Annotated in this window: 22 protein-coding genes; 6 read left to right on the top strand and 16 right to left on the bottom strand. The window is 47.3% G+C overall.

Annotation, left to right across the window (positions count from 1 at the left end):
* The first annotated feature begins 33 nt into the window (after nt 1-33).
* Nucleotides 34-945, top strand: coding sequence for a selenium metabolism-associated LysR family transcriptional regulator (locus ACZ5PW_RS17675; RefSeq protein WP_464556157.1), 912 nt, complete (start codon nt 34-36; stop codon nt 943-945).
* Between the two features lie 76 nt (nt 946-1,021).
* Here the strand turns inward: ACZ5PW_RS17675 and ACZ5PW_RS17670 are convergent, their stop codons facing one another.
* From ACZ5PW_RS17670 to ACZ5PW_RS17615, 12 genes are all read right to left on the bottom strand, one after another.
* On the bottom strand, nt 1,022-1,432 hold the full coding sequence (locus ACZ5PW_RS17670; RefSeq protein ID WP_464556155.1) for a hypothetical protein: 411 nt from the start codon (nt 1,430-1,432) through the stop codon (nt 1,022-1,024).
* Nucleotides 1,433-1,517: 85 nt separating this feature from the next.
* Nucleotides 1,518-1,835 carry a hypothetical protein gene (locus ACZ5PW_RS17665; protein ID WP_464556152.1) on the bottom strand — a complete coding sequence of 106 codons (318 nt, stop codon included), beginning with the start codon at nt 1,833-1,835 and terminating at the stop codon, nt 1,518-1,520.
* A 5-nt stretch (nt 1,836-1,840) separates the two neighbouring features.
* On the bottom strand, nt 1,841-2,536 hold the full coding sequence (locus ACZ5PW_RS17660; protein WP_464556150.1) for a flagellar basal body-associated FliL family protein: 696 nt from the start codon (nt 2,534-2,536) through the stop codon (nt 1,841-1,843).
* 107 nt (nt 2,537-2,643) lie between these two features.
* Nucleotides 2,644-3,027, bottom strand: a complete 384-nt coding sequence (locus ACZ5PW_RS17655) for a chemotaxis response regulator CheY (protein WP_464556149.1) — start codon at nt 3,025-3,027, stop codon at nt 2,644-2,646.
* Nucleotides 3,028-3,037: 10 nt separating this feature from the next.
* Entirely contained in the window at nt 3,038-3,829 is a 792-nt protein-coding gene (locus ACZ5PW_RS17650) for a FliA/WhiG family RNA polymerase sigma factor (RefSeq protein ID WP_464556147.1), read from the bottom strand.
* On the bottom strand, nt 3,771-4,598 hold the full coding sequence (locus ACZ5PW_RS17645; protein ID WP_464556145.1) for a MinD/ParA family protein: 828 nt from the start codon (nt 4,596-4,598) through the stop codon (nt 3,771-3,773). The genes ACZ5PW_RS17650 and ACZ5PW_RS17645 overlap by 59 nt, the downstream gene beginning before the upstream one ends.
* Nucleotides 4,599-4,711: 113 nt before the next feature.
* Nucleotides 4,712-5,800: a flagellar biosynthesis protein FlhF gene (locus ACZ5PW_RS17640; RefSeq protein WP_464556143.1), complete on the bottom strand. Its 1,089-nt coding sequence runs from the start codon at nt 5,798-5,800 to the stop codon at nt 4,712-4,714.
* 27 nt (nt 5,801-5,827) lie between these two features.
* The gene (gene flhA, locus ACZ5PW_RS17635; protein ID WP_464556140.1) at nt 5,828-7,927 is read right to left on the bottom strand and encodes a flagellar biosynthesis protein FlhA; all 2,100 of its coding nucleotides are present in this window, start codon (nt 7,925-7,927) and stop codon (nt 5,828-5,830) included.
* A gap of 62 nt (nt 7,928-7,989) precedes the next feature.
* Nucleotides 7,990-9,057 carry a flagellar biosynthesis protein FlhB gene (gene flhB, locus ACZ5PW_RS17630; RefSeq protein ID WP_464556137.1) on the bottom strand — a complete coding sequence of 356 codons (1,068 nt, stop codon included), beginning with the start codon at nt 9,055-9,057 and terminating at the stop codon, nt 7,990-7,992.
* A gap of 12 nt (nt 9,058-9,069) precedes the next feature.
* A complete protein-coding gene (gene fliR / locus ACZ5PW_RS17625; RefSeq protein ID WP_464556136.1) occupies nt 9,070-9,873 on the bottom strand; it encodes a flagellar biosynthetic protein FliR in 804 nt (267 codons plus the stop codon).
* Between the two features lie 196 nt (nt 9,874-10,069).
* Nucleotides 10,070-10,975: a M23 family metallopeptidase gene (locus ACZ5PW_RS17620; RefSeq protein WP_464556135.1), complete on the bottom strand. Its 906-nt coding sequence runs from the start codon at nt 10,973-10,975 to the stop codon at nt 10,070-10,072.
* A gap of 74 nt (nt 10,976-11,049) precedes the next feature.
* A complete protein-coding gene (locus ACZ5PW_RS17615; protein ID WP_464556132.1) occupies nt 11,050-11,799 on the bottom strand; it encodes a tRNA lysidine(34) synthetase in 750 nt (249 codons plus the stop codon).
* A gap of 216 nt (nt 11,800-12,015) precedes the next feature.
* On the opposite strand from ACZ5PW_RS17615, the gene ACZ5PW_RS17610 reads away from it, so the two are divergent.
* The 4 genes from ACZ5PW_RS17610 to moaC are packed head-to-tail and all read left to right on the top strand — an operon-like array spanning nt 12,016 to nt 15,176.
* Nucleotides 12,016-13,326: a DUF4340 domain-containing protein gene (locus ACZ5PW_RS17610; RefSeq protein ID WP_464556129.1), complete on the top strand. Its 1,311-nt coding sequence runs from the start codon at nt 12,016-12,018 to the stop codon at nt 13,324-13,326.
* A 37-nt stretch (nt 13,327-13,363) separates the two neighbouring features.
* Complete coding sequence (gene rpoZ / locus ACZ5PW_RS17605) at nt 13,364-13,585, top strand: DNA-directed RNA polymerase subunit omega (protein WP_464556127.1); 222 nt, start codon at nt 13,364-13,366, stop codon at nt 13,583-13,585.
* 3 nt (nt 13,586-13,588) lie between these two features.
* Nucleotides 13,589-14,698, top strand: a complete 1,110-nt coding sequence (dnaJ, locus tag ACZ5PW_RS17600; RefSeq protein WP_464556125.1) for a molecular chaperone DnaJ — start codon at nt 13,589-13,591, stop codon at nt 14,696-14,698.
* A 1-nt stretch (nt 14,699) separates the two neighbouring features.
* Entirely contained in the window at nt 14,700-15,176 is a 477-nt protein-coding gene (moaC, locus tag ACZ5PW_RS17595) for a cyclic pyranopterin monophosphate synthase MoaC (RefSeq protein ID WP_464556124.1), read from the top strand.
* Nucleotides 15,177-15,537: 361 nt separating this feature from the next.
* Here moaC and ACZ5PW_RS17590 read toward each other — a convergent pair whose 3' ends face one another.
* The gene (locus ACZ5PW_RS17590; RefSeq protein WP_464556122.1) at nt 15,538-18,384 is read right to left on the bottom strand and encodes a M16 family metallopeptidase; all 2,847 of its coding nucleotides are present in this window, start codon (nt 18,382-18,384) and stop codon (nt 15,538-15,540) included.
* A gap of 455 nt (nt 18,385-18,839) precedes the next feature.
* Here ACZ5PW_RS17590 and ACZ5PW_RS17585 point away from each other — a divergent pair, with 455 nt between their 5' ends.
* A complete protein-coding gene (locus ACZ5PW_RS17585) occupies nt 18,840-19,487 on the top strand; it encodes a succinate dehydrogenase/fumarate reductase transmembrane subunit (protein WP_464556120.1) in 648 nt (215 codons plus the stop codon).
* A gap of 280 nt (nt 19,488-19,767) precedes the next feature.
* On the opposite strand, the gene gatA is transcribed toward ACZ5PW_RS17585, so the two are convergent.
* The 3 genes from gatA to ACZ5PW_RS17570 all read right to left on the bottom strand — a co-directional run bounded on the left by gatA (nt 19,768) and on the right by ACZ5PW_RS17570 (nt 23,827).
* Complete coding sequence (gatA, locus tag ACZ5PW_RS17580) at nt 19,768-21,231, bottom strand: Asp-tRNA(Asn)/Glu-tRNA(Gln) amidotransferase subunit GatA (protein ID WP_464556118.1); 1,464 nt, start codon at nt 21,229-21,231, stop codon at nt 19,768-19,770.
* Nucleotides 21,232-21,253: 22 nt separating this feature from the next.
* Entirely contained in the window at nt 21,254-21,547 is a 294-nt protein-coding gene (gene gatC / locus ACZ5PW_RS17575) for an Asp-tRNA(Asn)/Glu-tRNA(Gln) amidotransferase subunit GatC (protein ID WP_464556117.1), read from the bottom strand.
* A gap of 216 nt (nt 21,548-21,763) precedes the next feature.
* Nucleotides 21,764-23,827 carry a penicillin-binding protein activator gene (locus tag ACZ5PW_RS17570; protein WP_464556115.1) on the bottom strand — a complete coding sequence of 688 codons (2,064 nt, stop codon included), beginning with the start codon at nt 23,825-23,827 and terminating at the stop codon, nt 21,764-21,766.
* Between the last annotated feature and the right edge of the window lie 144 nt (nt 23,828-23,971).

Here is a 23,971-nt window from a genome sequence, read left to right as displayed (position 1 = left end):
TAACTTATAGATAATTTCGATACGAGTTATTAGATGGACTTACGTAGACTTGAAGCATTCTGCAAGGTTTATGAGCTTAAGAGCTTTTCCAAAGCCGGGAAGGAGCTTTTCCTTTCACAGCCGACTATTAGTGCTCATATTTCCACTCTTGAAGAGGAATTGGGTGTTCAGCTTTTTGATAGGTTGGGTCGCTCCATTATGGCTACTCAGGCCGGAGAGGTACTGTACCGTAATGCCCGTGATATTTACGACCTGATTGGTAAAGCACAATCAGAGATCAATATTCTTAGAGATAAAGTTGTAGGTGATCTTGAAATTGGAGGCAGTACAATACCATCTCATTATCTGCTTCCTGAGATTCTTTATAACTATTGTAAGAAGTATCCTGATGTAAGTGTTCATCTCTCTGTGGGTGATACCAGTGAAATAGTCCAGAAAGTGCGATCAGGTGAGCTTATACTCGGTGTTGTGGGGGCGGCTGTTGATATCCCCAATATCGAATTTTTTCCTATAATGCGTGACGAACTCGTCATCGTGGCTCCTCCTGTGCTTGTCAGCAACTATGATGGAATTGACGATATCCAGCAGCTCGCTGAATTGCCGTGGGTTATGCGTGAGGGTGGCTCCGGCACACGTAAGGCTCTTGAGGCCGGTCTTGCAGAAATGGGCACAAGTGTGAGGGATCTGAATGTAACTGTGTGGGTGGAATCGACTCAAGCCGTTGTTCAGTGTGTCAGGTCCGGTCTGGGCGTGAGTGTTACCTCAAGACTTGCGGCTCAATCATTTATAGACTCCGGTGAGCTTGTGCATATCAAAGGCCTGCCTCTTAATCTTGAGCGAAGTTTTTATCTGGCTCATCTTGAAGGAAGGGAATTCTTTCCTGCTGTCCGATTTTTCATTGACCATGTAAAGAGAACTTCATTCAATTTTCAGAATATCAATTAAAAATTATTTCTGACATAATTAAAAAGCGCGGCATGTCTTTGCCGCGCTTTTTTAATTGAATTATGGCTCTATTTCCTCATGAATACTGATCGATAATCAGTTCAACTTCTTCAATGGTCAGCCCTGTAGCCTTAGCTAGTCTGCTGACAGGCTTTCCTTCCTTATGACCGGTAATTATTATTTGGCGAAGGAATTGCGGTGACCTTGAGAATTCTTCAGCCTGAGACAGGATCTTTTTTAATTTCTTGGTTTTGCGGTCCAGTTGTCTGTCCAGTTTGGCAAGTTCATCCTGTCTCTCTTCAAATGTGTTCATCAGTTCATTTTCAAGCTGAGCATTGAAATGAAGTTTATTAATAAATTCCTGCTGCTTTGATTGTAGCTGAGTAACAAGTTCTTCAGATTTCCTCAGTCGTAAAAAGAAAAAAACAATAGCAACGAGTAGTGCAATTTCGGTGATTGAAAAAAAAATCAGAAGGAGTTCAGTCATAATTTACCGGATCGATGTGGCTGAATGTTAATTTCAATTCAGGCAGTCTGCACTTTTTAAGTTTCCAGGGCAATACACAATAAAGCTATATTTTGACGTTGATAATATTTCCTGACCAGGGAGAGGGTTTTGTTTTCTTCTCTTCTTCAGGCTCTTCTTTCTTTTTTTTTCTCGGTGAGGCGTGCTGCTGTGACTTGCCTCCACCCTCATCGTTTACAGCTTCCGAACTTTCGTCTTTTTCAATATGCTGGATCTGTTTTTGCGAATTCTTGTTTTTTTCCTGTTCTGCTGGATTAATTAACAGAGTCTGCTGCATCTGAGCCTTGGTCGTCTCTGAATTGGAAATCTTCTGAACGTTCGCCAACTGCGAAATTATCAGGGGCATGTCCACTGGACCAGGCATGATACTTACCTCACTAAATATTTCTCAAACAAGATTTCCTCGAATTGTCCTGCTACTATATATTGGTTGATCACAACCAGCAGGTCTTTTTTCAGCTTCTCTACATTATCTTTATCGGCCAGAAACTGGAGATCTTTATTTTTAAGATAGAAGTATACGGCATCACGCAGTATTACGGTCTTGCGTCCAAATTCAGCCACCACCATTGGGTCTGTGGTCGTCATAGCAAAGCGGGCAATCAGAAAACGGGTGTGGTTCTTGTTGTCTTTTTGTTCCACCCAGAAAGGGTCCATTCTGAGCAGGGTCACGCCGGGTTCTTCCGGTGGGGGAGGAGGTGTATCTTCGGGGATGGTTTTGGGTATTTCTTCCAGAGTTTCTTCAACAACCGGTTCTTCACTGGATGGAGGAGTGTCTGTAAAAAGGAAAAGTTTAACGAGGATGGCGGCAAGGAGAATAATTATAACTGCGATGCCAATTACTATGAGCAGTTTAGTTTTTGATTTTTTCTCAACCGGAGCTTCATCTGTGGATTCAAGCTCTTCCGGCTCTTCGTCCGGAATCTCATCTTCTTCGTCTTCATCTTCAAGAAAAGGAGCATCATCAAGGTCAAGCTCAACTTTCTGGGCTGCCTTGTTAGCAGGTGCCGGAGAAGTTGATTCATCCCCGGAATCATCAATATCAGTAACCGCGAGGAAGATCATTCATGCAACCTTATGATATTATTCCGGTCAGGCAGTTCCGGCCTGCTGATTTATGTAGGTAGGGGCACAACGGAGGCGGGCATGCGCAACATACCCGCCGTCCTGAATTATTCGAAAATTTTATTGATTTTCTGACCAAGGGTATCAGGGGTGAAAGGCTTTACAATATAGTTGGATACCTTTGCCTGAACAGCCTCAATGATGTTTTCCTGCTGTGCTTCAGCTGTAACCATCAAAAAGGGAAGGTCTGCAAATTCTTCGCTGGCTCTGACTTTGCGGAGAAGTTCAATGCCGGTCATCTGGGGCATGTTCCAGTCCGAAACAATAAACTGAATGCTGTCATCTTTATTCAGAGTTTCCCAGGCGGTTGTTCCATCATCAGCTTCAACGATGTTGGTGAAACCGATCTGACGGAGGATGTTTTTGATAATACGACGCATAGTTGCGAAGTCATCCACAACAAGAACTTTCATAGAGTAGTCAATCGCCATTTATTTCTCCTTAAGGTTCCGAATAATATTTTTCCTGGAACATTTTTCTCAATTTTTTGAGGGCTTGTGAGTGGAGTTGAGACACTCTGCCTTCTGTGATCTCCATTACTTCAGAGGTTTCTTTCATGTTAAGTTCCTCTCCGTAATATAGAGATAATACCAATTTTTCCCTTGGCGTCAAATTATCAATCAGATCAGCCACCTTGTCTACTGTTTCCTTGAAAAGGGCAGACTCAAATGGTTCATCATCAATTGCAGAATCTCTATTGCTGGGAATATTATCATTAAATGCATCAAGGTTGACACAAAGCTGATTCTGTAATGCTTCAAGACCCTGCCGCACATCTTTGGTGCTTAATCCCGTTGCCTCGGCAATCTGTTCAGTGTTGGGCCTTTCTCCGCTTTGATGCTCAAAGTCCCTGATACAGCTTTCTATTGATTTTACTTTCTGCCGCAGGCCTCTTGAAAACCAGTCCATGCGCCTGAGTTCGTCAAGCATGGCCCCTTTGATACGGTTTTCGGCATAAGTCTCAAATTTTATATTCAGATCTGGGCGAAATTTTCCAAGTGATTCCACCAGTCCCAGACTTCCGGCACTGATAAGCTCTCCAAGCTCCACACTCTGCGGCAGCTTGGATTTCATTCTGAGAGCGATTATACGAATCTTAGGTGAATAGTGTCGTACAATCGCTTCCTGATCTGCGGGCGAAAAATCTTCCCAACTGGTAGCCCCGGACTCAAGTTTAAGCCACGGACTGTTCCTGGAAGAGAAGTTTTTTCCAGAAGAACTTGATATTTCCATCTAGCTCAGACGTTGCCTTCCATTTAGTGATTTTCTTTGCAGCAGCGGCAATCTGGGTACAAGCGGGGCTTGAAGGGGCTATTTCACACAGAGGTGTCTGCTTGATGACAGCCTTCCTCATATTAGGATCACGTGGAATAACCCCCACTAGATCCAGTGAAACTCCGCTCAGGAAATGATCACAGGCCATATACAGCTTTTTGAACACTTCTTTTGCCGCTTTCATGTCCGGTGCCATGTTAACCATAACTTTGAACTTGTCTACTCCATGATGCAGTTTCATGACCTTGATCAGGGCATATGCATCTGTCAGAGAAGTAGGTTCAGGGGTCAGCACCAGAAGTCTTTCCTGCACCGCCAGATTGAAGTAGAGAACATTGTCATTGATTCCTGCTCCGGTATCAACGATGAGGTAATCAATTTCCTCTTCAAGATGGTCCATGGCTTCAAGAAGGTCAAGTTTCTGACCGGTATCAAGAGAAACCATATCGCTTACGCCTGATGAGGCAGGGAGGATATCAAAACCGTAGTCGGTTCTGTAAAGAACTTCCCTGATTCCTGTGCCCTCGTGGAAGAGATGAAACAGATTGTGCTTCGGGGCGATGCCCAGTAGCACATCCACGTTTGCAAGACCCAGGTCAGCATCAAGAAGTACTACTTTCTTGCCCATTCGGCTTAAGTTGCAGGCCAGATTGACTGAAATATTTGTCTTGCCTACGCCTCCCTTGCCGGAGGTTACTGAAAATACCATGGGAAGATTGGAATTCATTTGTATCACCCTGTTCTTATTTATCTATACTGTTTACGTTGCCAGCGGTATTTATGCAACGAGTATTGGGCCTTTATTTTTATTTATAACGGATTAACGGGCTTGAATCCGGGTTAAACCGCCTTGGCGAAAGTCTGCTTGTCTTCAGTCGGAAGCTGGTGCTTGAAAACAAGGCGCCAGAAATCTTTTTCACAGGCCGGTTTCATGCTGTTGCGCAAAGTTGAACCGTATGAGAGCACGGATACTGGCAGGCCGCTTTCATAGGCTGTGTTGACCAGCGCACCATAATTGCACGCTTCGTCAAGTTTGGTCCAGATCAGGCTTTTCAGTTTGGCTGATTTGTATTTTTTCAGAAAAGCACAGTATTGTGCCGGGGCATAGTAAGGATTCAGCACAAGATGAACTGCAAGGTCGCAGTTTCCGTTCATGCCGCAGGCGCACATCCATGCCTCAAGTTCCGCGTTGGCGGATAGTCCGGGAAGGTCTATAAAAATTTTGTCAAAATTTCGGCTTTCACCGATCAGTACCGCAAAATCCTCTCTGGAGCTGATTTCTCTGAATTCAAGTCCGGACAGGTCGGCATAATGGCGCAGAACCAGACGCCCTTTGCCCTGGCCTTGATCAGCGGAAGCAAGGCATATGCGGGACGTGGGGTTTTCCTTTTTTTCCTTGAGTGCCAGACGGATTATCGTGGAGGTTTTGCCTGCCCCGTGAGGACCGGCAAGAGCATGAAACTTTTCCTTCCAATGAGAACTGTTCAAAGGTTTGACAGGTACTATTTTTTCGAGTTCCGGGAGGATGGCTTTGGATCTGTTGCCTCGGAGCTGCTGGAAAAGATCAAGTATGACCTTGCCGTCTACCCCTTCACGCTCCAGATATTCCAGAGCCAGCTTCTGTCTAGGTGCAAGCAGGTTCAGGTTCATCTGCGGTTTCAGAAGAGCCATCATATGGCCTTTGATCTGATTCCACTCCTGATTCCAGTCAGGAATACTGTTCATGGCATCATCGATAACTTCATCTCTTGTTTCCTGCTTTTGCACAGGTGATTCAGTGTTGTCGATTCCAACCATGATTTCGTGGATTCTGCGGCCGTGCTCCTCAGTAGTCTTGTTACTGAGGATAATGGCATCGTCCCCGAATTCAGCTTTAATATCAGCAAAAACCGCCGCTGTGCTGTTTCCTCTGAATGTTTTTACCCGCATAATACCAACCTTTGCAGATCCTGCGTTTTAGACCTCTACAGTTCCGGCAGACATGATTCTCACACTTGCGGGAATCTCGGCCTGCGATATTACAGGAACAGTAGGCAAGAAGCGTACCAGTAGTTGTGCCAGGTGGCTTCGCAGCTGAGGAGCACAGAGCAGTACAGGCTGACCGTCAGTATTCAGCACATTTTCGGCTGCCGTGTTTATGCTCTGGATGATCTGCTGCGCAGAACCGGGGTCAAGGGCCAGGAAAGCACCGCCTTCAGATGCTCTGAGGGCTTCGTTGAGTTTGTTGTCCACGTTAGGTCCGAAAGTTAGTATGGGCAGGCTGCCATCGCTTGCCAGATAGGGCTTGATGATGGTTCTGCTCATGTGAGAGCGGACATACTCAGTAAGCTGGACGGGGTCCTGAACGGAAGGACCATAGTCAGCCATTGCCTCAACAATAGTGAGCAGGTCGCGTATGGACACGTTTTCCCGCACGAGATTCTGAAGTACCTTCTGAACGGAGCCCAGTGAAAGGATGTTGGGAACGAGATCCTCAACTGCTTTGGGAGCACGCTTAGAAAGGTTGTCCAGAAGTTCCTGGGTCTCCTGCCTGCCAATGAATTCACTGAGGTTGCGGCGGAAGACTTCGGTAAGATGTGTGGCGATAACAGTTGAGGGGTCGACAACTGTGTAGCCCGCGAGCATGGCTTCCTCTTTCTGGGTGTCCGGAATCCAGACGGCCGGGAGGTTGAAAGCGGGCTCAACGGTTTCAATTCCTTTGATGCGGTGCTTTGCGTCACCCGGGTCCATGGCGAGCTGGTGGTCGATAAGTATTTCCGCTGACGCCATGACATTGCCTTTTACCAGCACACGGTATTCACCGGGCTTGAGCTGAAGGTTGTCACGGAGATGCAGTGACGGAATAATGACACCCATGTCCAGTGCGAACTGACGGCGGATGGAACGGATTCTTGACAGCAGGTTGCCGCTCTGCTCTTCGTCCACCAGAGGAATGAGGCCGTAACCGACTTCGAGTTCCAGCTGGTCGAGGGGCAGCAGGGCCTGCACTTCTTCGGGGCTGTCCAGAGAGGGAGCTTCGTCTTTGGCTTTCTGAGCTTTCTTCTCATCCTTTTCCTGCTCGGCCGCAGTGTCACGCCCCAGAAGAGATACGCCGTAGACCAGTGCTGCGAGGCAGAGGAACGGGATGGTGGGCATGCCGGGAACGATTCCGAAAACAGTCAGGATTACGGATACAAGTTTGAGTGCGCGTGAGTGGTAAGTGAGCTGGCCGATGAATTCTTCACCCATCTTGGCCTCAGCTGCGGCTCTGGAGACGATGATACCCGCGGATGTGGAAATAATGAGTGAAGGGATGGTTGAAACCAGTCCGTCACCGATAGTCAGCAGGGTGTATGTTTCTGCCGCGGACTGCCATGTCATTCCCTTTTGAAGCATGCCGATGAGAATTCCGCCGACAATGTTGATACCGGTGATTATCAGGCCTGCGTTGACATCCCCCTGAACAAACTTACCCGCACCGTCCATGGAGCCGTAAAAATCTGATTCGCGGCGAAGATTTTCACGCTGTTCTTTGGCCTCGTTTTCATCAATGAGTCCGGCATTCAGGTCTGCTTCAATTGCCATCTGTTTACCGGGCATGGCGTCAAGAGTGAAGCGTGCTGCAACTTCAGCAATACGTGTGGTACCTGAAACAATAACTGTTTTGTTCAGAATAAACAGGATCATGAAGATAACTACACCAACAAGATAGTTACCACCCACAACAAATTCACCGAAGCTCTGAATAACAGAACCGGCAGCGGATGTACCTTCATCCCCGTGAAGAAGAATGGCTCTTGTGGTGGCTACGTTAAGTGCAAGCCTGAGCAGGGTGGTTACCAGAAGCAGTGAAGGGAAAATTGAAAATTCAAGAGGTGACTGCATGAACATGGCGGTAACAAGGATTACCAGCCCCAGCGAAATACTTATGCTGAGCATGAAGTCAAGAAACATTGTGGGCAGAGGGATGAGCATGACGAAGAGAATTACTACAACGCCAGCCGCCAGCAGGATGTCCCCCTGTTTGGCAAATCTTTCGTAATCTACATTTATGGTCTTTGGACTGGTTCCGGCCATGATTTTGACACCCCTTTATTTCATTGACTGGTGTGGTGACCTGACCGGATGAAGCGCTGTAACTACCTGTTCTTGCGCGTGAATTTGTTCAGCTTTGCAAGTATGGCCGCTACGGCCTGGTAAAGTTCTTCCGGGATAATGTCACCGATCTCAACCTGTTTATACAAAGCCTGTGCCAACGGCTTGTTTTCGCGGATTGGTACATTGTTTTCCCGGGCAACTTCTTTGATTCTTTCGGCTACCTTGTTCATTCCTTTGGCCAGAACCTGCGGAGCCGGAGCCTGTATGGGGTCATAGCGGAGGGCTATTGCGTAGTGGGTGGGGTTGGTAATGACCACATCAGCCTTGGGAACATCAGCCATCATACGCTGCTGAAGCACCGCCATCATCTTCTGCTTCTGCTGTGCCTTGATTTCCGGGTTACCTTCAGCTTGTTTCCTTTCATCCTTGACTTCATCCTTGGTCATTTTGAGTTCTTCCTGATAATTCCAGCGCTGATACCAGAGGTCGGCTATAGCGAGAACGATCATCGGGATCATGGCATAGGTGACCATTTTATAGCCGATTTCAAGAATGAAAATAGCCAGTTGATGAGCATCTGAATAAAAGAGGGGAAGGAACTTGGGCAGTTCCTGTTTTATGACCATATATGGAGCTATTGCTACGATTACGGCGAAAAGCACACTTTTGGCGAGCCTTATAAAAGTCTTAAGGTTGAACATAAGTCTTTTAAGACCTGCAAAAACATTGAATACTTTGGAAAATTTAGGTTTGAAAACTTTGGTTGTCCATAGTTTTCCCACCTGTAAGCGCATAACAAGATAGGCAATGAAAGAGATGAAAAGAAAAAGCGGCAGAAGGATTATGGCAAGCTTCTGAGAGCACCAGACAAAAAGTTCATAAATAGATTTACGGTCGGCCTCGATAAATATTCCTTTGGTAAAGAACCATTGGAATATTTCATAAAACTGCTCATAGTACATGTCGATAATGATCCTTAGGCCGAATACTCCGGCGATAAGGGTCATTATCTTGCCCATTTCCTCACCTTTGGCGACGCTACCATCTTCTCTGGCTTTATTTACTCGCTTGGGCGTCGCCTGTTCAGTTTTACTCGGATCTTGTGCCATAAATTTTCTCCCTTAGTTGCCTACAGGAATATCCGGCGGTGACGCGGCGTCCATTATCTGAAGCATCAGGCTAGGCAGCCCTGCCACATAGTCTTCCACGTAAAGGGAAAGTACGGTGAAAACCATACTCAGGAAAAAGAAACCGACCAATATTTTTAGGGGGAATCCAAGCATAAGCACGTTCATCTGCGGGGCCATCTTACTGATTAATGCCAGTGAAAGGTCAACTACAAATATAGAGGCGATAATCGGTGAAGCTACTTTGACGGCCAGAATGAAAAGGTCTTTGGAAATGGTCAGGATCTGTGCTGTCAGTTTAGATGAAATGAATAACTGTCCCGGTGGAACATGCTTGAAGCTGTCCACCATGGCGGATAGCAGATAAAGGTGTCCATTCAGGCTAAGGAAAACCAGTATGGCTGTCATATAAAGAAAATGGGCTGTTACCGATTCATTAGTACCGGTCAGCGGATCAAGTACATTGACCATTGAAAAACCCATCTGGACACCAATGAAGTTGCCTCCGGTCTGAATAGCTGAAAACATCACATGTACCGCGATGCCCATGCAAAGTCCGAGTACCATTTCCCCTAGAATCATTATGGCTATATTCCACGGGCTTGAGGGCATCAATGCTCCGTCAACTTTTACATATGGCCAGATCGCTATCGCAAGGACGATGGTAAGTGCAGCCTTAACTGTTTTAGGAATTGAGTTGCCACCGAAAAAAGGCAGAAGAAACAGCACGATACTTACCCTGAAAAAAACAAGGTAAAAACTCATCAGGTCACTTGGATTGAAGTTGAAAAAATTCATGCTGTCCTCATTCAAATACTCATTGCAAAAAAAGGCCCATAAATGAATGCTGGTTTTATCCCGCAGGCACAGTGATAATCAGTTCCTTAACATTATGCCTGTTGTTGGGCAAAGGTTTCAACTCAGCAGTCCTCAGGCACGAAAAAAGCCCGCAGGAATTTATCCGGCGGGCCGTAATAATTAATATTCGAAAAAATCAGTTAAGTATGTAACGCATCGGATTGACAGGAACATTTCCCAATCTGACTTCATAATGGACATGAGGCCCAGTGGAGCGTCCGGTATTTCCAGCGTAACCGATTAGTTCACCACGGGTTACAACCTGACCTTTTTTGACGATCTGCTGTTTCATATGGGCATAGCGGGTGGAGAGGTTGGCTCCATGATTTATTTTAATCATTTTTCCGTAACCACCCTGATTTCCAACGAAGGAAATGGTTCCCTGTGCCGGAGCATAGATTGGGGTTCCGAGCGGGCAGGAAATGTCTATACCTTTGTGGTATTCACGTTTTCCTGTGAAAGGAGAGCTTCTCCATCCGAAAGGAGATGTCACCCACCCTTCGACGGGCCATATGGAAGGGGTCGCATCCAGAGCGTCCTGTTTGGAGCGCATGGACTGGATTATTTCCTGCTGTTTTACCTCTTCGAGCTTGGCTTCAGTGCTGAGCTGGGCGAGGAAATCATGCATTTTTCTGACAAGAAGTTCCTGCCTGTAGAGGGGGAGATAATTATTTGAAAAATCTGCTCCGGTTGATCCGCCTTTGGGAGCTACATTTTGAACATTGCCCTGATCCAAGTTGATCATCACCCGCAGCTTTGAATCGAAGTTGCGGACTCTGTCGAGATCCTGGGAAATGTTCTGCATTTTCTGGGAAAGGGACAGAAGCTGGGCTTTCTGCTCTTGAACCGCTTTTTCAGCGTGGGCAAGATTTTTCTCCAGACCTGAATAGTTCTGGTAATATTTCCAGAGGAATATATTACCACCTGCAAGCCCTGCAACCAGTGCGAAGATGAAGAAAAATATCCATCCCCTGAGCTGGATCTTGCGGGCGTTGTCGCAAGGATTTTTGAATATTACTACGTGATATTTTTTGAACAGCATAATTTTTTTGAGCCCGGTGTTGCCGTGATGTTGGTTTGTCCCCGAGTAACAGGCTTTATTAATTTGTAGAATTTTTATGTTGTTTTCATGTTTAAGTCAAGTTGCCAGCGCCTTAAAGCATTAAAAGTATTGTTCCTGGATTTGGGGAATTTTTTCCATTCCTCCTCCAGCCATTTGTTTATTTCACTTCTTTTGGTGTTGTCGTTGGAGGGGCATTTGTTAGCCCATACGGGTAGGTCCCATTGACGTGCGGCTGCTTTGATATATTTCTTTTCCAGCATAAGGGTTGGTCGTATAACGTGCAGTTTTCCTTGGAAAAAAGGTTCGTTGGCCGAGAGTCCGTCAATACGTCCGTTCTGGAGCATATTCATGTGGAAGTTGGTTACAAGGTCATCGGCCGTATGCCCGAGCGCAAGGTGGGTCAGGGAGTACTGATCACAGAGTTCGAAAAGTCTTTTGCGTCTCAGACGGCTGCAATAAAAGCATGCAGACTTTTTTTTGTTTTCAGGTCCATGGGCGCGCGGTCCGTAATCAGTTAATTCTATATGAGAGGACACACCGTGCTCTTTACACCATTCTGATAAAGGGAAGTGGCTTTCCGGTTCAAAGCCCGGATTAACATGCAGGACCATAAGTTCAATATTGAAAGGAATTATGGCCTGCCTGATAAGCATGGTCCGAATGAGAACAAAGCTGTCAACGCCACCGGATACAGCTATGCCTATTCTGGATCCTTCGTGGACCATTTCCGTTTTCTGCATGAGCATCCCCACAGTGGATACGCATTTTTTCTGGGCGAAGCTGAGTTTTCCCCATTTAGCCATGTTGCAATTCTCCGGTCTGATTTCAATAAATATGTAGAAAAAATCGAGTTTATATTTTAATAATTGAGCAGGTATGCTAACAACGTGAATACCCGACTAAAAGGAGAGGGTATGTTGCCCTAAAAAAGGTTGACATGCAAGTGTAAGGCGTTTATTTTAGCAAATTGCTCCATTGATGAACAATGTCGAGGTTATACAAAATCCAAGGTGCTGTCTGTGCTAAAAAGGTTCCTGTTTTTTCTGGCTCTGGTTTCGGCTGTGTGCGGAGCCTTTTTTTTGAGCTCGCCTGAAAAGCCGGTTCAGCGCTCAGAGCCGGTTTGGCCGGTTGTTGACGCCGCAAAGGTTGACAGAGTTGATGTCTGCCTGCCCGGAGAAGACTGTTTCTCACTGCTGAGAAGATCTGAAGGATGGGATGTAGCGCAGCATGGATGGACTTATAATCCGGAAGCTGATTCCTCAAGGGTGCACAGTCTGCTCTCGACGCTAAGTCAGGGCAAGGCTTTGCGTTACATGGGAAGGATTAAACAGAACCATGCGGAAGAGTATGGACTGGACACCCCCTGCGTCCGTATAGCAACTGGCGGCGGACAGGAACTTGCTTTTTCGGTGGGTGATGAGAATCCTTCGGGAGAAGGTTATTTTGCAACCAACAGCAGGGAAGCGGACAGCCTGTTTCTACTGCCCGGAGATTTCGTTAAACAATGTGCTTTTCCCGCTGAACATTATTACAATCTTTTTTTGCTAAGCGGTAAATCAGATAATATTTCATCCATAACTCTGGGTAGAGCCGGATCGTTCCTGTGGACTCTCAGCCGTAATGACGGAGAGTTTGTTTTTGCTTTTCCGGCCGGGCTGAGCGGAGAATACGCCAGCAGTGGGGAAGTGGATCTTCTTATACATTCCCTGCTTGATACTGCGGCTAAAAGAATTGAGCGCAACGGAAGCAGAAAAAGAAAACAAACCGTGCTGGATATAGAGATTGTATTTGATGACAAGAGATCTGAAAAAATAGAGATCAGCAGTATCGAAGATGACGGTGATTTCTATCTGGCAAACTCGACCGTGCGGAAAGGAAATTTCATTCTTGGTAAAGAACATTTTGAGCAGCTGAATAAAAAATCTTTTCAGATGCGCCAGCGGAACGTGCTTTCCATTGAAACTGGTAAAGTGGGTTCCATGAGGGTCTTGCAGGGTAATCAGACTTTTATGGGGATGAAATCCGATAAGACCTGGATTAATTTTGAGGATAAAAAGCCGCTTCTGGGCATTGACATGTCTCTATGGCGACTTAATGAATTAAAATTCGAGGCGGAACCGGTTGAAAACCTTTCAGCTACATCTGAAAAGGTTATGGAGCTCGAACTGATGGATGACGAGGGGAACAGTATGGTTACTGTTGCCTTTTTTTCCGATCCCGAGCTTGAGTCCGGACAATGCTGGCTCTCTTTAGGCGATGGAAGCGGGTACTATCCTGTTTCAGACAAACTGCTTGAAGATCTGCAGGGCCAGATTCCTCTCAGAAAATAACCGGCAGGACCGGTAAAACCATTGTGTTGGAGATAACATGGCAAGAATCACAGTTGAAGATTGTCTGGCTGAGGTAGGTAACAGATTCCTTATCGTCCAGATGGCCATTAAAAGAGTGAAACAGTACCGCGAAGGGTATAATCCTCTTATTGAATCCAAGAACAAAGAAATTGTAACCGCTCTCAGGGAGGTTGCTGCAGGCAAGGTTCTCCCGGAGGATTACCACACCGCTTCCGGTAAAAAGCCCGGTAGTGAATAAGTCATGTCCAAACGTTGTTATTACGAAGTATTAGAAGTTTCCAGAGAAGCACAGGAAGGGGAAATTAAAAGGGCCTACCGTAAAAAGGCCATGGAATTTCATCCCGACAGAAACCCTGGTAATGCTGAGGCTGAAGAAAAGTTCAAGGAAGCTGCTGAAGCCTACGAGGTTCTCAGTGATCCTGAAAAAAGATCCCGTTATGACCGTTTCGGCCACGATGGCATGAATGGCGGCTTTGGCGGGTTCCAGTCTTCTGAAGATATTTTCGGAGCTTTCGGGGATATTTTCGGAGACATTTTCGGTTTCGGCGGCGGCCGCGGTGGTAACCGCATGCAGGCCGGGGCAGACCTGCGTTACAATCTGACTGTATCTTTCCGTGACGCAGCCAAGGGAACTGAAGTCGAGCTGGATATTCCTGTAACCGATACCTGTGATTCCTGTGATGGCAGTGGCTCCGCCCCGGGCACTACTCCTGAAACATGTTCCCACTGTGGTGGTAGAGGATCCATAGAACAGACACAGGGCTTCTTCCGAATTGCTGTCCCATGTCCCGCATGTAATGGAAAGGGTAAGGTCATTACCAAGCCCTGCCCTGATTGCCGTGGCGCGGGATATGTCCGGAAACAGAAGAATCTCAATGTCCGGATTCCTGCCGGAGTGGACAACGGTTCCAGACTGAGACTCCGAGGAGAAGGGGAAGCCGGACTTAACGGTGGCCCTCACGGCGACCTTTATGTGGTCATTTCCGTAGAACCCGATAAAGTCTTCAGGCGTCAGGGTCAGGATCTTGTTCTCAGTACCGAAGTTACCTTTGTACAGGCCGCACTCGGACACAAGATGGAGATTCCAACCCTTGATGAACCTGTAGAAATGGACATCCCCAAAGGTACACAGTCCGGAGAAGTTTTCCAACTGCGCGGACTGGGACTTCCATATCTTGGAAGCAACCACAACGGGGACCTGCTTGTAGAAGTCAAGGTTGCTACTCCCACCAGACTAAGCAGCAAGCAGGAAGAGCTTCTCCGCGAGTTCGAAGCACTCGATGAAGAGAAGCCCATGAAGAAAGTAAAAAAGCTTTTCAAGAAAGCTAAAGATACTGTGATGGGTGATTAGTATGAGTGAATTTTCCCACATTGATGCCGATGGAAATGCCGTAATGGTGGACGTAGCCGCCAAGGCCGACACCGTTCGTAAGGCAATAGCCCGAGGAAAGGTTATCCTTAATGAGGAAACCTTCGGCATGCTGCAGAAGCAGGCACTACCTAAAGGTGATGCACTGGCCGCAGCCAAACTGGCCGGAATCATGGGGGCAAAGGAAACTCACAGGCTGATACCTCTCTGTCATCCGATAGCTCTCAGCTACGTTGACGTGCGTTTTGCTGTGAATGAGGCAGACAGGACCATTGATGTCGAATCCGAGGCTCGCTGTACCGGTAAGACCGGAGTCGAGATGGAAGCTCTTATAGCAGTTCAGGTTGCATGTGCCACCATCTATGATATGTGCAAGGCAGTCCAGAAGGATGTAATTATCTCCGATTGCCGGCTGGTCTACAAGGAAGGCGGGAAGTCAGGAGTCTTCAAGTCCGAATAGTTTAATTTCAATCAGAGAGGAAGCATGGACTTACCAGTGCATAACTCTTGGTGAATTAGCTGTCACTAATGCAGACTGAGCAGTATTGAGTTTTTATAGAATTTAAGAAAGGGCTGATATGGTTAAACCATATCAGCCCTTTCTTTTGTTATTCAGAGTCCAGATATATACTGGTATTTTAATGCTCTACCGCTACTGACAACCGGAAAGTGGCTTTGTTTTGCGGTCATGGCATACAGTGTTGTCGGGCGAGCAGGAGGAAAATTGACAGACTGGGCTCAGAGCGGATTAATTGTATGAATAAGAAAAGTCCCTCAGTGAATGATTCACCGAGGGACTTTTTCCTTTTTAGTCTTTTCTATCAGGGTTTGACAGTGAGCGTGTATTTTTCATCCCAGTTGAGGTACTTTTTGATAAGCTCACGTATCCGGGGTGCGCTCATGCTTCCGGCCTGCTCAATGATTTTAATATCAAGATCCTGCTCAAATCCTTTTACTACCAGACTTGCGGACTCTCGGCTGCGTGACAGCAGTCCCTGATGCTCCTGATAGTATTCACCGTTGAGGATATTTCTGGCTCTGGCCATTTCGGCTTCAGAGAGATCTTCCGCCTTAAGCTGTTTAACGGTATTTTCAAAGCCTTTCATTGCCTGATCCAGCTGTTCCGGTTTCGTGCCGATGTAAAAAGCCATGAACCCGGTTTTGGGCGCCTGCCACAGGAAAGCGGTCACAGTGTAACCGAGTCCCTGTTTGTCGCGCAGGTCGCGGAATAGCATTCCGCTTTGTCCTGCAAGAGCAGCCCGCAGCAGTGAAAGGCCGGCTGTAGTTTCCTTGTCTTCCATTCCGGGAACAGGAAAGATAACCATTAGATGTGCCTGATTACGGTCGGGAAGAACCATGCTGAGGTCTTTTTCAGTTCCCCATTGCGGAACAGGAATGGTAACCGAGTTTTTCTGCCGGACAAGGCTTGCATCCAGTTCCTGTGCAAACTTTTCGATAGCTGACCGATCAAAATCTCCGCAGACAGCTATTACAAAAGGTCTGGAAGACTGATTCTCCCAGTATTCACGAACTTCATTTTCACTGAACCCGGCCACATTTTCAGGCATTCCAAGATGGAAGTACGAGTAGCTTCCTTGCTTGTACAGGAATGGGAATATGTTTCTGAAAGCAAGACTGAGCGGCCTGTCTTCTTTGCGCTTGATTGCGGAAATCTGATCCTGCCGTGCCCTGTCTAGTTCTTCAGAGGCAAAACGAGGCTTGCTGATGACTTCCGAAATCAGCGGCAGCATATCAGCCGTGAAGCGGGACGGAAACTTGGAATTAATTGCGAATACTTCACGCCCGGCTGTGGCTCCGATAGAGGCGGCCCGGTCTGAAATGAAGTCTTCCAGAGCAGTCGCGTTCATGGAAGCTGTTCCACGTGTCAGGCTCTGGGATGTGAGAGCTGCCAGCCCTTGCCGTTCTCTGGGAAGGTCTGCGTCACCACCTACCCAGTACATGGACAGGGCTGTATAGGGAAGAGTTTCATCAGGAATGAAAATAAGTTTGCTGCCATTGGAAAGCTCAATGGTTTCACCTTCACCGGGACCATTGCCAGCTTTTGAATCTGCCGCTTTCTTATTTGAAGGCCAGTTCTGGGCTACAACCTGTTCCAGTTTTCCGGCATCAGCCTCACTGCCTTCGGGGACAAGCATGCATGCAGCCAGTTTATTGGGGTCGAAATACTCATCATAGAGTTTTTGCAACTGGTCACGGGAAATATTGCGAAGATCGTACAGGTAGTTTTCCTCTGCCTCCTGTCCTCCTTCGAAGAACTGGAAATAACCGAGTTTGGAAGCAAGTCCGGACAGGGTTTCCTTGGTCAGGAAGAGTGAATCCTCAAGATTCAGGGCGACACGGTTCATTTCCCTGTCAGTGAAATCCTTGAAGTCAATCTCGGACAGTTCAGTCATGAGTTCCTGCCAGAACTCATCTACACGGTCCGCATCAAGAGTCGCAAATATATACAGCATACCTGCCCGTTCAAGGGTCAGAGAAGATACGGAGATGCTGTCCACCATGCGTTTTTCGTACTTGAACTTGCGGTACAGCCGGGAGGTTTCACCGCCGCCGAGAAGTTCGCACAGCATCTCAAGACCCGCAGTCTTGGCGGAACTCAGTCCGGGTATGGGGAAAGCCGCACCAACATAGACTTTGTTCCATTTGCCGGGGATGACTTTAACGGTTGTCTCGCCGCTTGTAGGAATTTCAAAAGCTTTAGGTGGCAGCACCGGCTTTTTGTCTTCAATTGAGCCGCACAGTCTTTCAGCCTCTTTCACTACCGCTTCGGGGTCGATCTTGCCTACTACGGTAAGGAGCATGGATTGAGGCTGGTAGAGACGGTCGATATAGGCGTGAATATCGTCTGCTGAAATACCTTTCACCGTGTCGCGGTAGCCGATGATCGGCCATTGGTAACTTGTGTCTTTCCAGACTACGGATTGCAGTGTTTTGAATATTCTGCTTCCGGGGTTGTCTTCACCGCGTTCAAGTTCTGAGAGAACGACGTCTCTTTCAGATTTAAGTTCCTCCGGATCAATGGCGGCATTAAAGGTCATATCGGTTACGATATCCATGCCCAGTTTCCATTCTTTTTCGGGAACTTCAACATAGTAGACAGTATAATCAAAACTGGTGGCCGCATTCATGTCACCGCCCACCGATTCAATTTCACGGGCAGTCTGGCCCGGTCCACGTTTTTTTGTGCCTTTGAAGACCATGTGTTCCAGCAGATGGCTTATACCAGCCTGACCGGGATCTTCATATGCCGAACCGGCATGTACGAAAAGTCGGACGTTGACCAATGGAAAGCGGTTGTCTTCTTTTATCAAAAGAGACATACCGTTTTTAAGCTTGATCACATGCGGGCCTTCACCTGAAGCAAGAGCTTGGGATATCTCTTTGCTCAGCTCTATGTCGGCTGTTTGCTCAGCTGTAATTTTCTGTTCGGTGCTGGCGTTCGATTCAACCTGCACAGCAGGTTCTGCTTCTGTTTTGCTTTCATTCAGCAGGGCCGAGTTATCTTGCTTTCCGCTGGAATCTATTTTTTCGATATTACACCCGGCACTCATCAGCAGCACCCCGAAAAGAATGATAATAATGGATAACTTTTCAAATCTGAATCCTTTGAGGCCTCTTGCGACCATTACATTTTGTTGTGGGACCATGTCTTTTAAACTCCCGTATGTCAATCTGGTTTGTGTTGGAAATTGTCTTTAAATATAGCGGTCAAAACATAAAATACCATGATGACTGAAAGTAAATGTAAGCATGCGTAACATGCAGGTCAACGTTTAGCGACTCATTATATGTTCTGACAATTATACTGTATTGTAATTTGAGTTTTTCTGGATCGAAGTATGTTGGATTTTAATTCGTTAAAATTTGTTTGATATGAAGTATGTCTCAGTAAAATACAACTAATTTACAGTAAATGAACCTCGGTGAAGCAGAATGTTTGCGAAAATCGTAAAAACAAATAAAATAACGCACAAAAACAGATTGTTATCGTGCGGTGTAAAGATTCCAAGTTGATTGACAAAACAATCCATGAGGGACATTATCTCGACTCCCATAATACCGGTTGCGAGGTATTTTAATCAATTAATTATCGGAGGTGCTGATGTCTTTCATCACAACCGTCACCCCTGCAAGGCGAGGCAGGAGTGACGCTGTTCTGGATTGGCTCCAGATGTTTTCAGGTGTGGCTCTTATCATTTTTGTATTTATGCATATGAGTCTCGTTTCCAGCGTTATCATAAGTCCGGCCATAATGGACACCATTGCGCATACCTATGAAGAGAATTACATGGCGCAGATTGGCGGGCCCATGCTTTTCCTTCTCTTTCTTTTTCATTTCTATCTTGCCGCGCGAAAGATTCCCTTCAGGCTTGAAGGACAGAAAACCATCTGGAAACATGCCAGAATGCTCCAGCACAGAGATACCTGGCTTTGGATTGTGCAGGTTGTTTCCGCCATGCTTATTCTCGTAATGGGAGCGATCCACATGTGGGCCGTTTTGAGCGATCTGCCTATCACCGCAGCGCGTTCTGCGGAACGTATTCAGTCCGGACCTTGGCTCTATTTCTATCTCATTCTTGCTCCGCTTGTGGTTTTGCATGTAGTCGCAGGATTATACCGCATTGCTGTAAAATGGGGTTTCATCCGTGACTATCAGAGAAGCGGGCTGAATAAGTTCGCCACCGGACTCGCTGTATTCTTCATCTGCATCGGTCTGGCAACTCTGGTACGTTTCATGACTTTAACTTAATTTTGCCTCCGGCGGCTGGGGAAGGGAAACTTTTGCAAAAGTTCCCCTTCCCCAGACCCCATCCCTTCAAAAACTTTTATTATGCTTCGCAGCTAGCGCAAGAGAAGCAGTCTTCGAAGTATAGAACATAATAAAGCCCTGCGACTTTTAGTAGCAGGGCTGATTTTATTTTAATCTTTGCGGGCAAAGCGGCGAAGCCTTATTAAAAGTTTTTGAAGAGTCCAGAGAAGCTTTTTTCAAAAAGTTTCTTTAGTCCCCGAAGGGCCGCCGGAGGCCTGCTTTACAATTTAACTTTTGGAAGTTCCGGCAGATTCTTTTCAAGAATATGCGCAGCCTGCAGCATGGTTTTCTCTTCAAAGGCGGGAGCCATCAACTGCAGCCCTACCGGCATGTTGGTTTCTTTGCCCAGTCCTACAGGTAGCGACATCCCGGGCATTCCCACGAGGTTGAGTGAGATTGTGAAGATGTCCATGAGATACATCTGTAGCGGGTCAGCGGTCAGGTCACCAACGGGGAAAGCGGTGGTGGGACAGACCGGCCCGGCAATCAGGTCACATGTTTCGAAAGCTTTGTAAAAGTCGTCACGCAACAGGCGGCGGATCTGAGCAGCCTTACGGTAGTAAGCATCGTAATAACCTGCTGAAAGAACGTATGTTCCGATGATGATACGTCTCTGAACTTCGTCTCCGAAAGCTTCAGTACGGGATTTAGTGTAAAGATCAATAAGTTCTTTTGGATCCTTAGAGCGGTGTCCGTATCTTACTCCGTCAAACCGTGACAGGTTGGAGCTGGCTTCAGCCATTGCGATGATGTAGTAGGTGGCAATGGCATAGTCAGTCATGGACAGTTTAACAGGGACTGTCTTTGCTCCCATCTCTTCGGCTTTGGCGATAGCGTTCCGGCAGGCTTCAGCCACTTCCTCGGAAAGACCTTCTCCCCAGTACTCCTCGGGCAGCCCGATAGTGAGTCCTGACAGATCGGTGCGTTCGGAAAGAGCTGCAACAAAATCTTCCATCGGCTTGTCTGCGGATGTTGAATCGCGCTGATCGTGTCCGCCGATCACGTTGAGCACTCTGGCTGAGTCTTCAACTGTGCGGGTCATGGGTCCGATCTGGTCAAGGGATGATCCGTAGGCAATCATGCCGTAACGGGAAACACGACCGTAAGTGGGTTTCACTCCAACACAGCCGCAAAAGGATGCGGGCAGTCTGATTGAGCCACCGGTATCTGTTCCAAGTGAAGCAAAACACTGTCCTGCGGCGATTGTAGCTCCGGAGCCGCCTGAAGAACCGCCGGGAACACGGTTGATATCCCAGGGGTTGGTGGTGGTTTTGTAAGCGGAGTTCTCAGTGGTGGAACCCATGGCAAATTCATCCATGTTGGCTTTACCGATGATAATTGCTCCGGCTTCCTTGAGCTTGGCTACAGCGGTTGCATCGTAGAAAGGAGTAAATCCTTCGAGAATTTTGGAACCGGCAGTGGTGGGGATCCCGTTGGTTGCCAGAACATCTTTAACCACTACGGGCACACCCCATAGAGGCCGGGAAGAATCAGGACCCTGAGCATCCATTTCTTCGGCCTGTTTGAGTGCTTCTTCTCCGCACACTGTAAGCAGTGCTTTGGTTTCCGGCTCGGTCTTTTCAATCTGCTCAAGACATGCTTTGACGGCTTCTACAGCTGTCACTTCTTTATCCATGAGCATGGAGTAAATTTCAGAAAGAGATTTTTCTATGAGTGAGGACATTTTTTATCCGTAGGTATTCTGGTTAAACAATTCTGGGAACAACAAAATACTGGCCGTCTGAATCGGGAGCATTGGAGAGCACTTCATCTCTGGTGTGCTCTTTTTTGACTTCGTCCTTGCGCAGCACAGTGGTGTGTTCTACCGGGCTGAACATAGGTTCCACTTCGGAAGTGTCAATTTCGTTCAGCTTGTCCATGTATGTGAGGATGTTATTGAGCTGTCCGGCAAACATTTCGGTTTTCTCTTCAGACAGGTCCAATCGGGCCAGTCGGGCCACACGGGCAACTTCCTCTAAATTGAGTTTTTCATCACTCATTGATGTCTCCTTTTATCATGCCTCCGGCGGCCTGAAGGTAGGTTCAAACTTTGTAAGCGTATCCACTTTACCCGTCAGACTTTCCTTTTCCAAGACGTTTCAGTGTTCCGTTGTTTTGGAAGGGGAAACCGCTTTAAGAAGAGGCTTATATTCTGATTAAAGTTATTTTTACAGTAGTGAGCAGCGTGGCTCAAACACGTGGTCTCAGGAGTTTGGCTAGTTGTCAGCTTCAGAACCTTTGAGCTCTGCAGCTTCCTTGGCTGCTTCAAGTTCTGCCTGCTTTTCTTCCCAGGCTTTCACTCGGGCAATACGTCTTGCCTTGGCTCTCGCCAGAGTGCTGCTGACTATTTCTGCGTCAACCCTTGTCTTGCCGTTTTGTTCAGGGCGGAAAAGATAAAGCTTCTGGCTGGCGTGTCCGTCCTTGTCCCAGGTGATTGGTGCGAGGCTGAAATCCATTTCCTGTGCATCAGCAATGCGGCTGTTGACTGTTTCGGGTGTCCAGCCGGTGGAAAAGGTTCCGAGCTTGCTTGCAAACTTGATAAAGTCGTAACCGAGTGCAACCCAGAAGTCCGGAGTCCCGAGCCCCTCACTGCTCATGGCTTCGCGCAGTCGTCCCGCTCCGTCACTGGCGGGCCACCATGCTCCGGGCGCAACAGTGAGTTTGAGATTTCTTGCTTCCACGTCCCTTGCGGAGTTGAGAGCCTGACTCCATAATTCGGGACCGAGGAAAACGAGAGTATCAGCCTCATGGAAAAAGAAATGTGGAATAAGCAACTGGGCCTGACTCCATGTGTCAGGGATGAACACCGCGCCGAAATCTGTCTCAGGCAGAGGCGCATCCTCGCCAAGTCCTTCAGCTATGTTCTGTGCTTGTTTCTGTGGGGCCCGAACAAGTTTACCCACTACCTTACCCCATTTGGGGAAATCCCGGGGAGGGTAGGACTGCATTCCGGTTATCTTGGCCCCGCGCTCAGAAGCTATGTTGAAAAAGATCTGGGACATTTTGCGCCCGAAGTTCTCTTCGGGATAAAGAATTGCAAAATCGGTGATTCCAAGGTCTTTGATCGCAAGGTCGAGAGTTGATCTTATCTGGTCTTCGGGGCTGGAGAAAAATCTCCAAGCTTCTTTACCCTCTTCAAGGTTTCCGGGTTTAGCCAGAAAAGAGAAAGTGACTTTATCTGTATAAACGCCTGATTTCTCGAGTTCCTTGAAAGCTTTTACACTGATAGGGCCGCCTATTACTGTGTACCACGGAGGAAGATTTTCCAGTTTCTCCAGCCAGCCGGGTGATTCGGTGTTGATGACCTGCACGTCCACATCCAGCCCGGCCTTGGTCATTTCCCATTGTGCTGCCCCGGCGCCGCGGACAATTTTCCAACCGTATTCCTGAAAACGTCCGGAGATCGGCAGAACGAGAGTTATGCCAACACGGGGGATGCCGTATTTGTTTTCAAGCTCTGAAACGATCTTGTTGTACCAAGGCTTGTCTGCAATCTGTCCGTTCTGGATTATTCCTGTCATGGTGCGCCATGACATGGGCCAGTATTCCTTGGCTTCGGACTGACGAACCGCCTGCTCAAAGTTGATCAACTCATAGGGAAACTTGAGGTTGCCACCGGCAGGAATCAGTTCTGCCATGAATTTTAGGTCCGCTTCGCTTTTATCTGTAAGGCCGTTGGTAAACCAACGTTCAAGCTCTTTCTGATCTTCTTCAGCCGGGGCAATGGCGTAAAGTCTTTCCAGAGCTGCCAGTGATTCGGCGTTCTGGGTCATGGATGAAAGGCGTTTCCCGGCAGTGGAGCGTATCTCCCAGGGCAGGAAAGGATCTTCCATTGTAGCGGCCAGATGTGTTCTAAGTTTGTCCAGATCATCTGTCGCCTTGAGTGTCTCGTAGTAATATTCCTGCCAGACGGGGGAGTTGGTTGCCTCGTCGGAAAGCTTCTTCCACTGTTCCAGCCGGGCTTCGGCTTCATGGTAGTGTCCGGACTTGAAGGAACTTACAGCCAACCTTTCGGTTGCGGGGAGGATGGCGTTTGCGGGGATGTCCTTGCGTTCCAGCAGACGTGTATAGAACAGCTCACTGGTTATGTAATCCCTGTCGTTCCATGCCTTGTCCGCTTCCTGGACCAGTTCATGGGTTGGCAGCATGGCAACGGAAACTGTCGGCTGCTTAACCGTCTGCCTGGCTCCGATACAGCCCGATCCAAGGACTGAAAAAGAAGCAAGCAGGACCATTACGAAAATATGTGATAAAAGACGGCAGGTCTTATCTTTATTCATAGAGTATCTCATGAAGAGTTTGTGGCCCAAGTAACCGGATTCGTCAAGGACTCAACTTAAATGCGAAATGTTAACAGCTCGCAATTTCCGATCCAAAGTATCCGAATATTCTTTATAATATGATATCACTAGATAAACAGTGTG

The sequence above is a fragment of the Maridesulfovibrio salinus genome, from assembly GCF_055394525.1.
This window is presented reverse-complemented; position numbering and strand designations above follow the sequence as displayed.

Bases quoted from the DNA above. Each gene is read 5' to 3' on its own strand.
- ACZ5PW_RS17675 (WP_464556157.1), top strand. From the start codon at position 34: ATGGACTTACGTAGACTTGAAGCATTCTGCAAGGTTTATGAGCTTAAG.
- ACZ5PW_RS17670 (WP_464556155.1), bottom strand. From the start codon at position 1,432: ATGACTGAACTCCTTCTGATTTTTTTTTCAATCACCGAAATTGCACTA.
- ACZ5PW_RS17665 (WP_464556152.1), bottom strand. From the start codon at position 1,835: ATGCCTGGTCCAGTGGACATGCCCCTGATAATTTCGCAGTTGGCGAAC.
- ACZ5PW_RS17660 (WP_464556150.1), bottom strand. From the start codon at position 2,536: ATGATCTTCCTCGCGGTTACTGATATTGATGATTCCGGGGATGAATCA.
- ACZ5PW_RS17655 (WP_464556149.1), bottom strand. From the start codon at position 3,027: ATGGCGATTGACTACTCTATGAAAGTTCTTGTTGTGGATGACTTCGCA.
- ACZ5PW_RS17650 (WP_464556147.1), bottom strand. From the start codon at position 3,829: ATGGAAATATCAAGTTCTTCTGGAAAAAACTTCTCTTCCAGGAACAGT.
- ACZ5PW_RS17645 (WP_464556145.1), bottom strand. From the start codon at position 4,598: ATGAATTCCAATCTTCCCATGGTATTTTCAGTAACCTCCGGCAAGGGA.
- ACZ5PW_RS17640 (WP_464556143.1), bottom strand. From the start codon at position 5,800: ATGCGGGTAAAAACATTCAGAGGAAACAGCACAGCGGCGGTTTTTGCT.
- flhA (WP_464556140.1), bottom strand. From the start codon at position 7,927: ATGGCCGGAACCAGTCCAAAGACCATAAATGTAGATTACGAAAGATTT.
- flhB (WP_464556137.1), bottom strand. From the start codon at position 9,057: ATGGCACAAGATCCGAGTAAAACTGAACAGGCGACGCCCAAGCGAGTA.
- fliR (WP_464556136.1), bottom strand. From the start codon at position 9,873: ATGAATTTTTTCAACTTCAATCCAAGTGACCTGATGAGTTTTTACCTT.
- ACZ5PW_RS17620 (WP_464556135.1), bottom strand. From the start codon at position 10,975: ATGCTGTTCAAAAAATATCACGTAGTAATATTCAAAAATCCTTGCGAC.
- ACZ5PW_RS17615 (WP_464556132.1), bottom strand. From the start codon at position 11,799: ATGGCTAAATGGGGAAAACTCAGCTTCGCCCAGAAAAAATGCGTATCC.
- rpoZ (WP_464556127.1), top strand. From the start codon at position 13,364: ATGGCAAGAATCACAGTTGAAGATTGTCTGGCTGAGGTAGGTAACAGA.
- dnaJ (WP_464556125.1), top strand. From the start codon at position 13,589: ATGTCCAAACGTTGTTATTACGAAGTATTAGAAGTTTCCAGAGAAGCA.
- moaC (WP_464556124.1), top strand. From the start codon at position 14,700: ATGAGTGAATTTTCCCACATTGATGCCGATGGAAATGCCGTAATGGTG.
- ACZ5PW_RS17590 (WP_464556122.1), bottom strand. From the start codon at position 18,384: ATGGTCCCACAACAAAATGTAATGGTCGCAAGAGGCCTCAAAGGATTC.
- ACZ5PW_RS17585 (WP_464556120.1), top strand. From the start codon at position 18,840: ATGTCTTTCATCACAACCGTCACCCCTGCAAGGCGAGGCAGGAGTGAC.
- gatA (WP_464556118.1), bottom strand. From the start codon at position 21,231: ATGTCCTCACTCATAGAAAAATCTCTTTCTGAAATTTACTCCATGCTC.
- gatC (WP_464556117.1), bottom strand. From the start codon at position 21,547: ATGAGTGATGAAAAACTCAATTTAGAGGAAGTTGCCCGTGTGGCCCGA.
- ACZ5PW_RS17570 (WP_464556115.1), bottom strand. From the start codon at position 23,827: ATGAATAAAGATAAGACCTGCCGTCTTTTATCACATATTTTCGTAATG.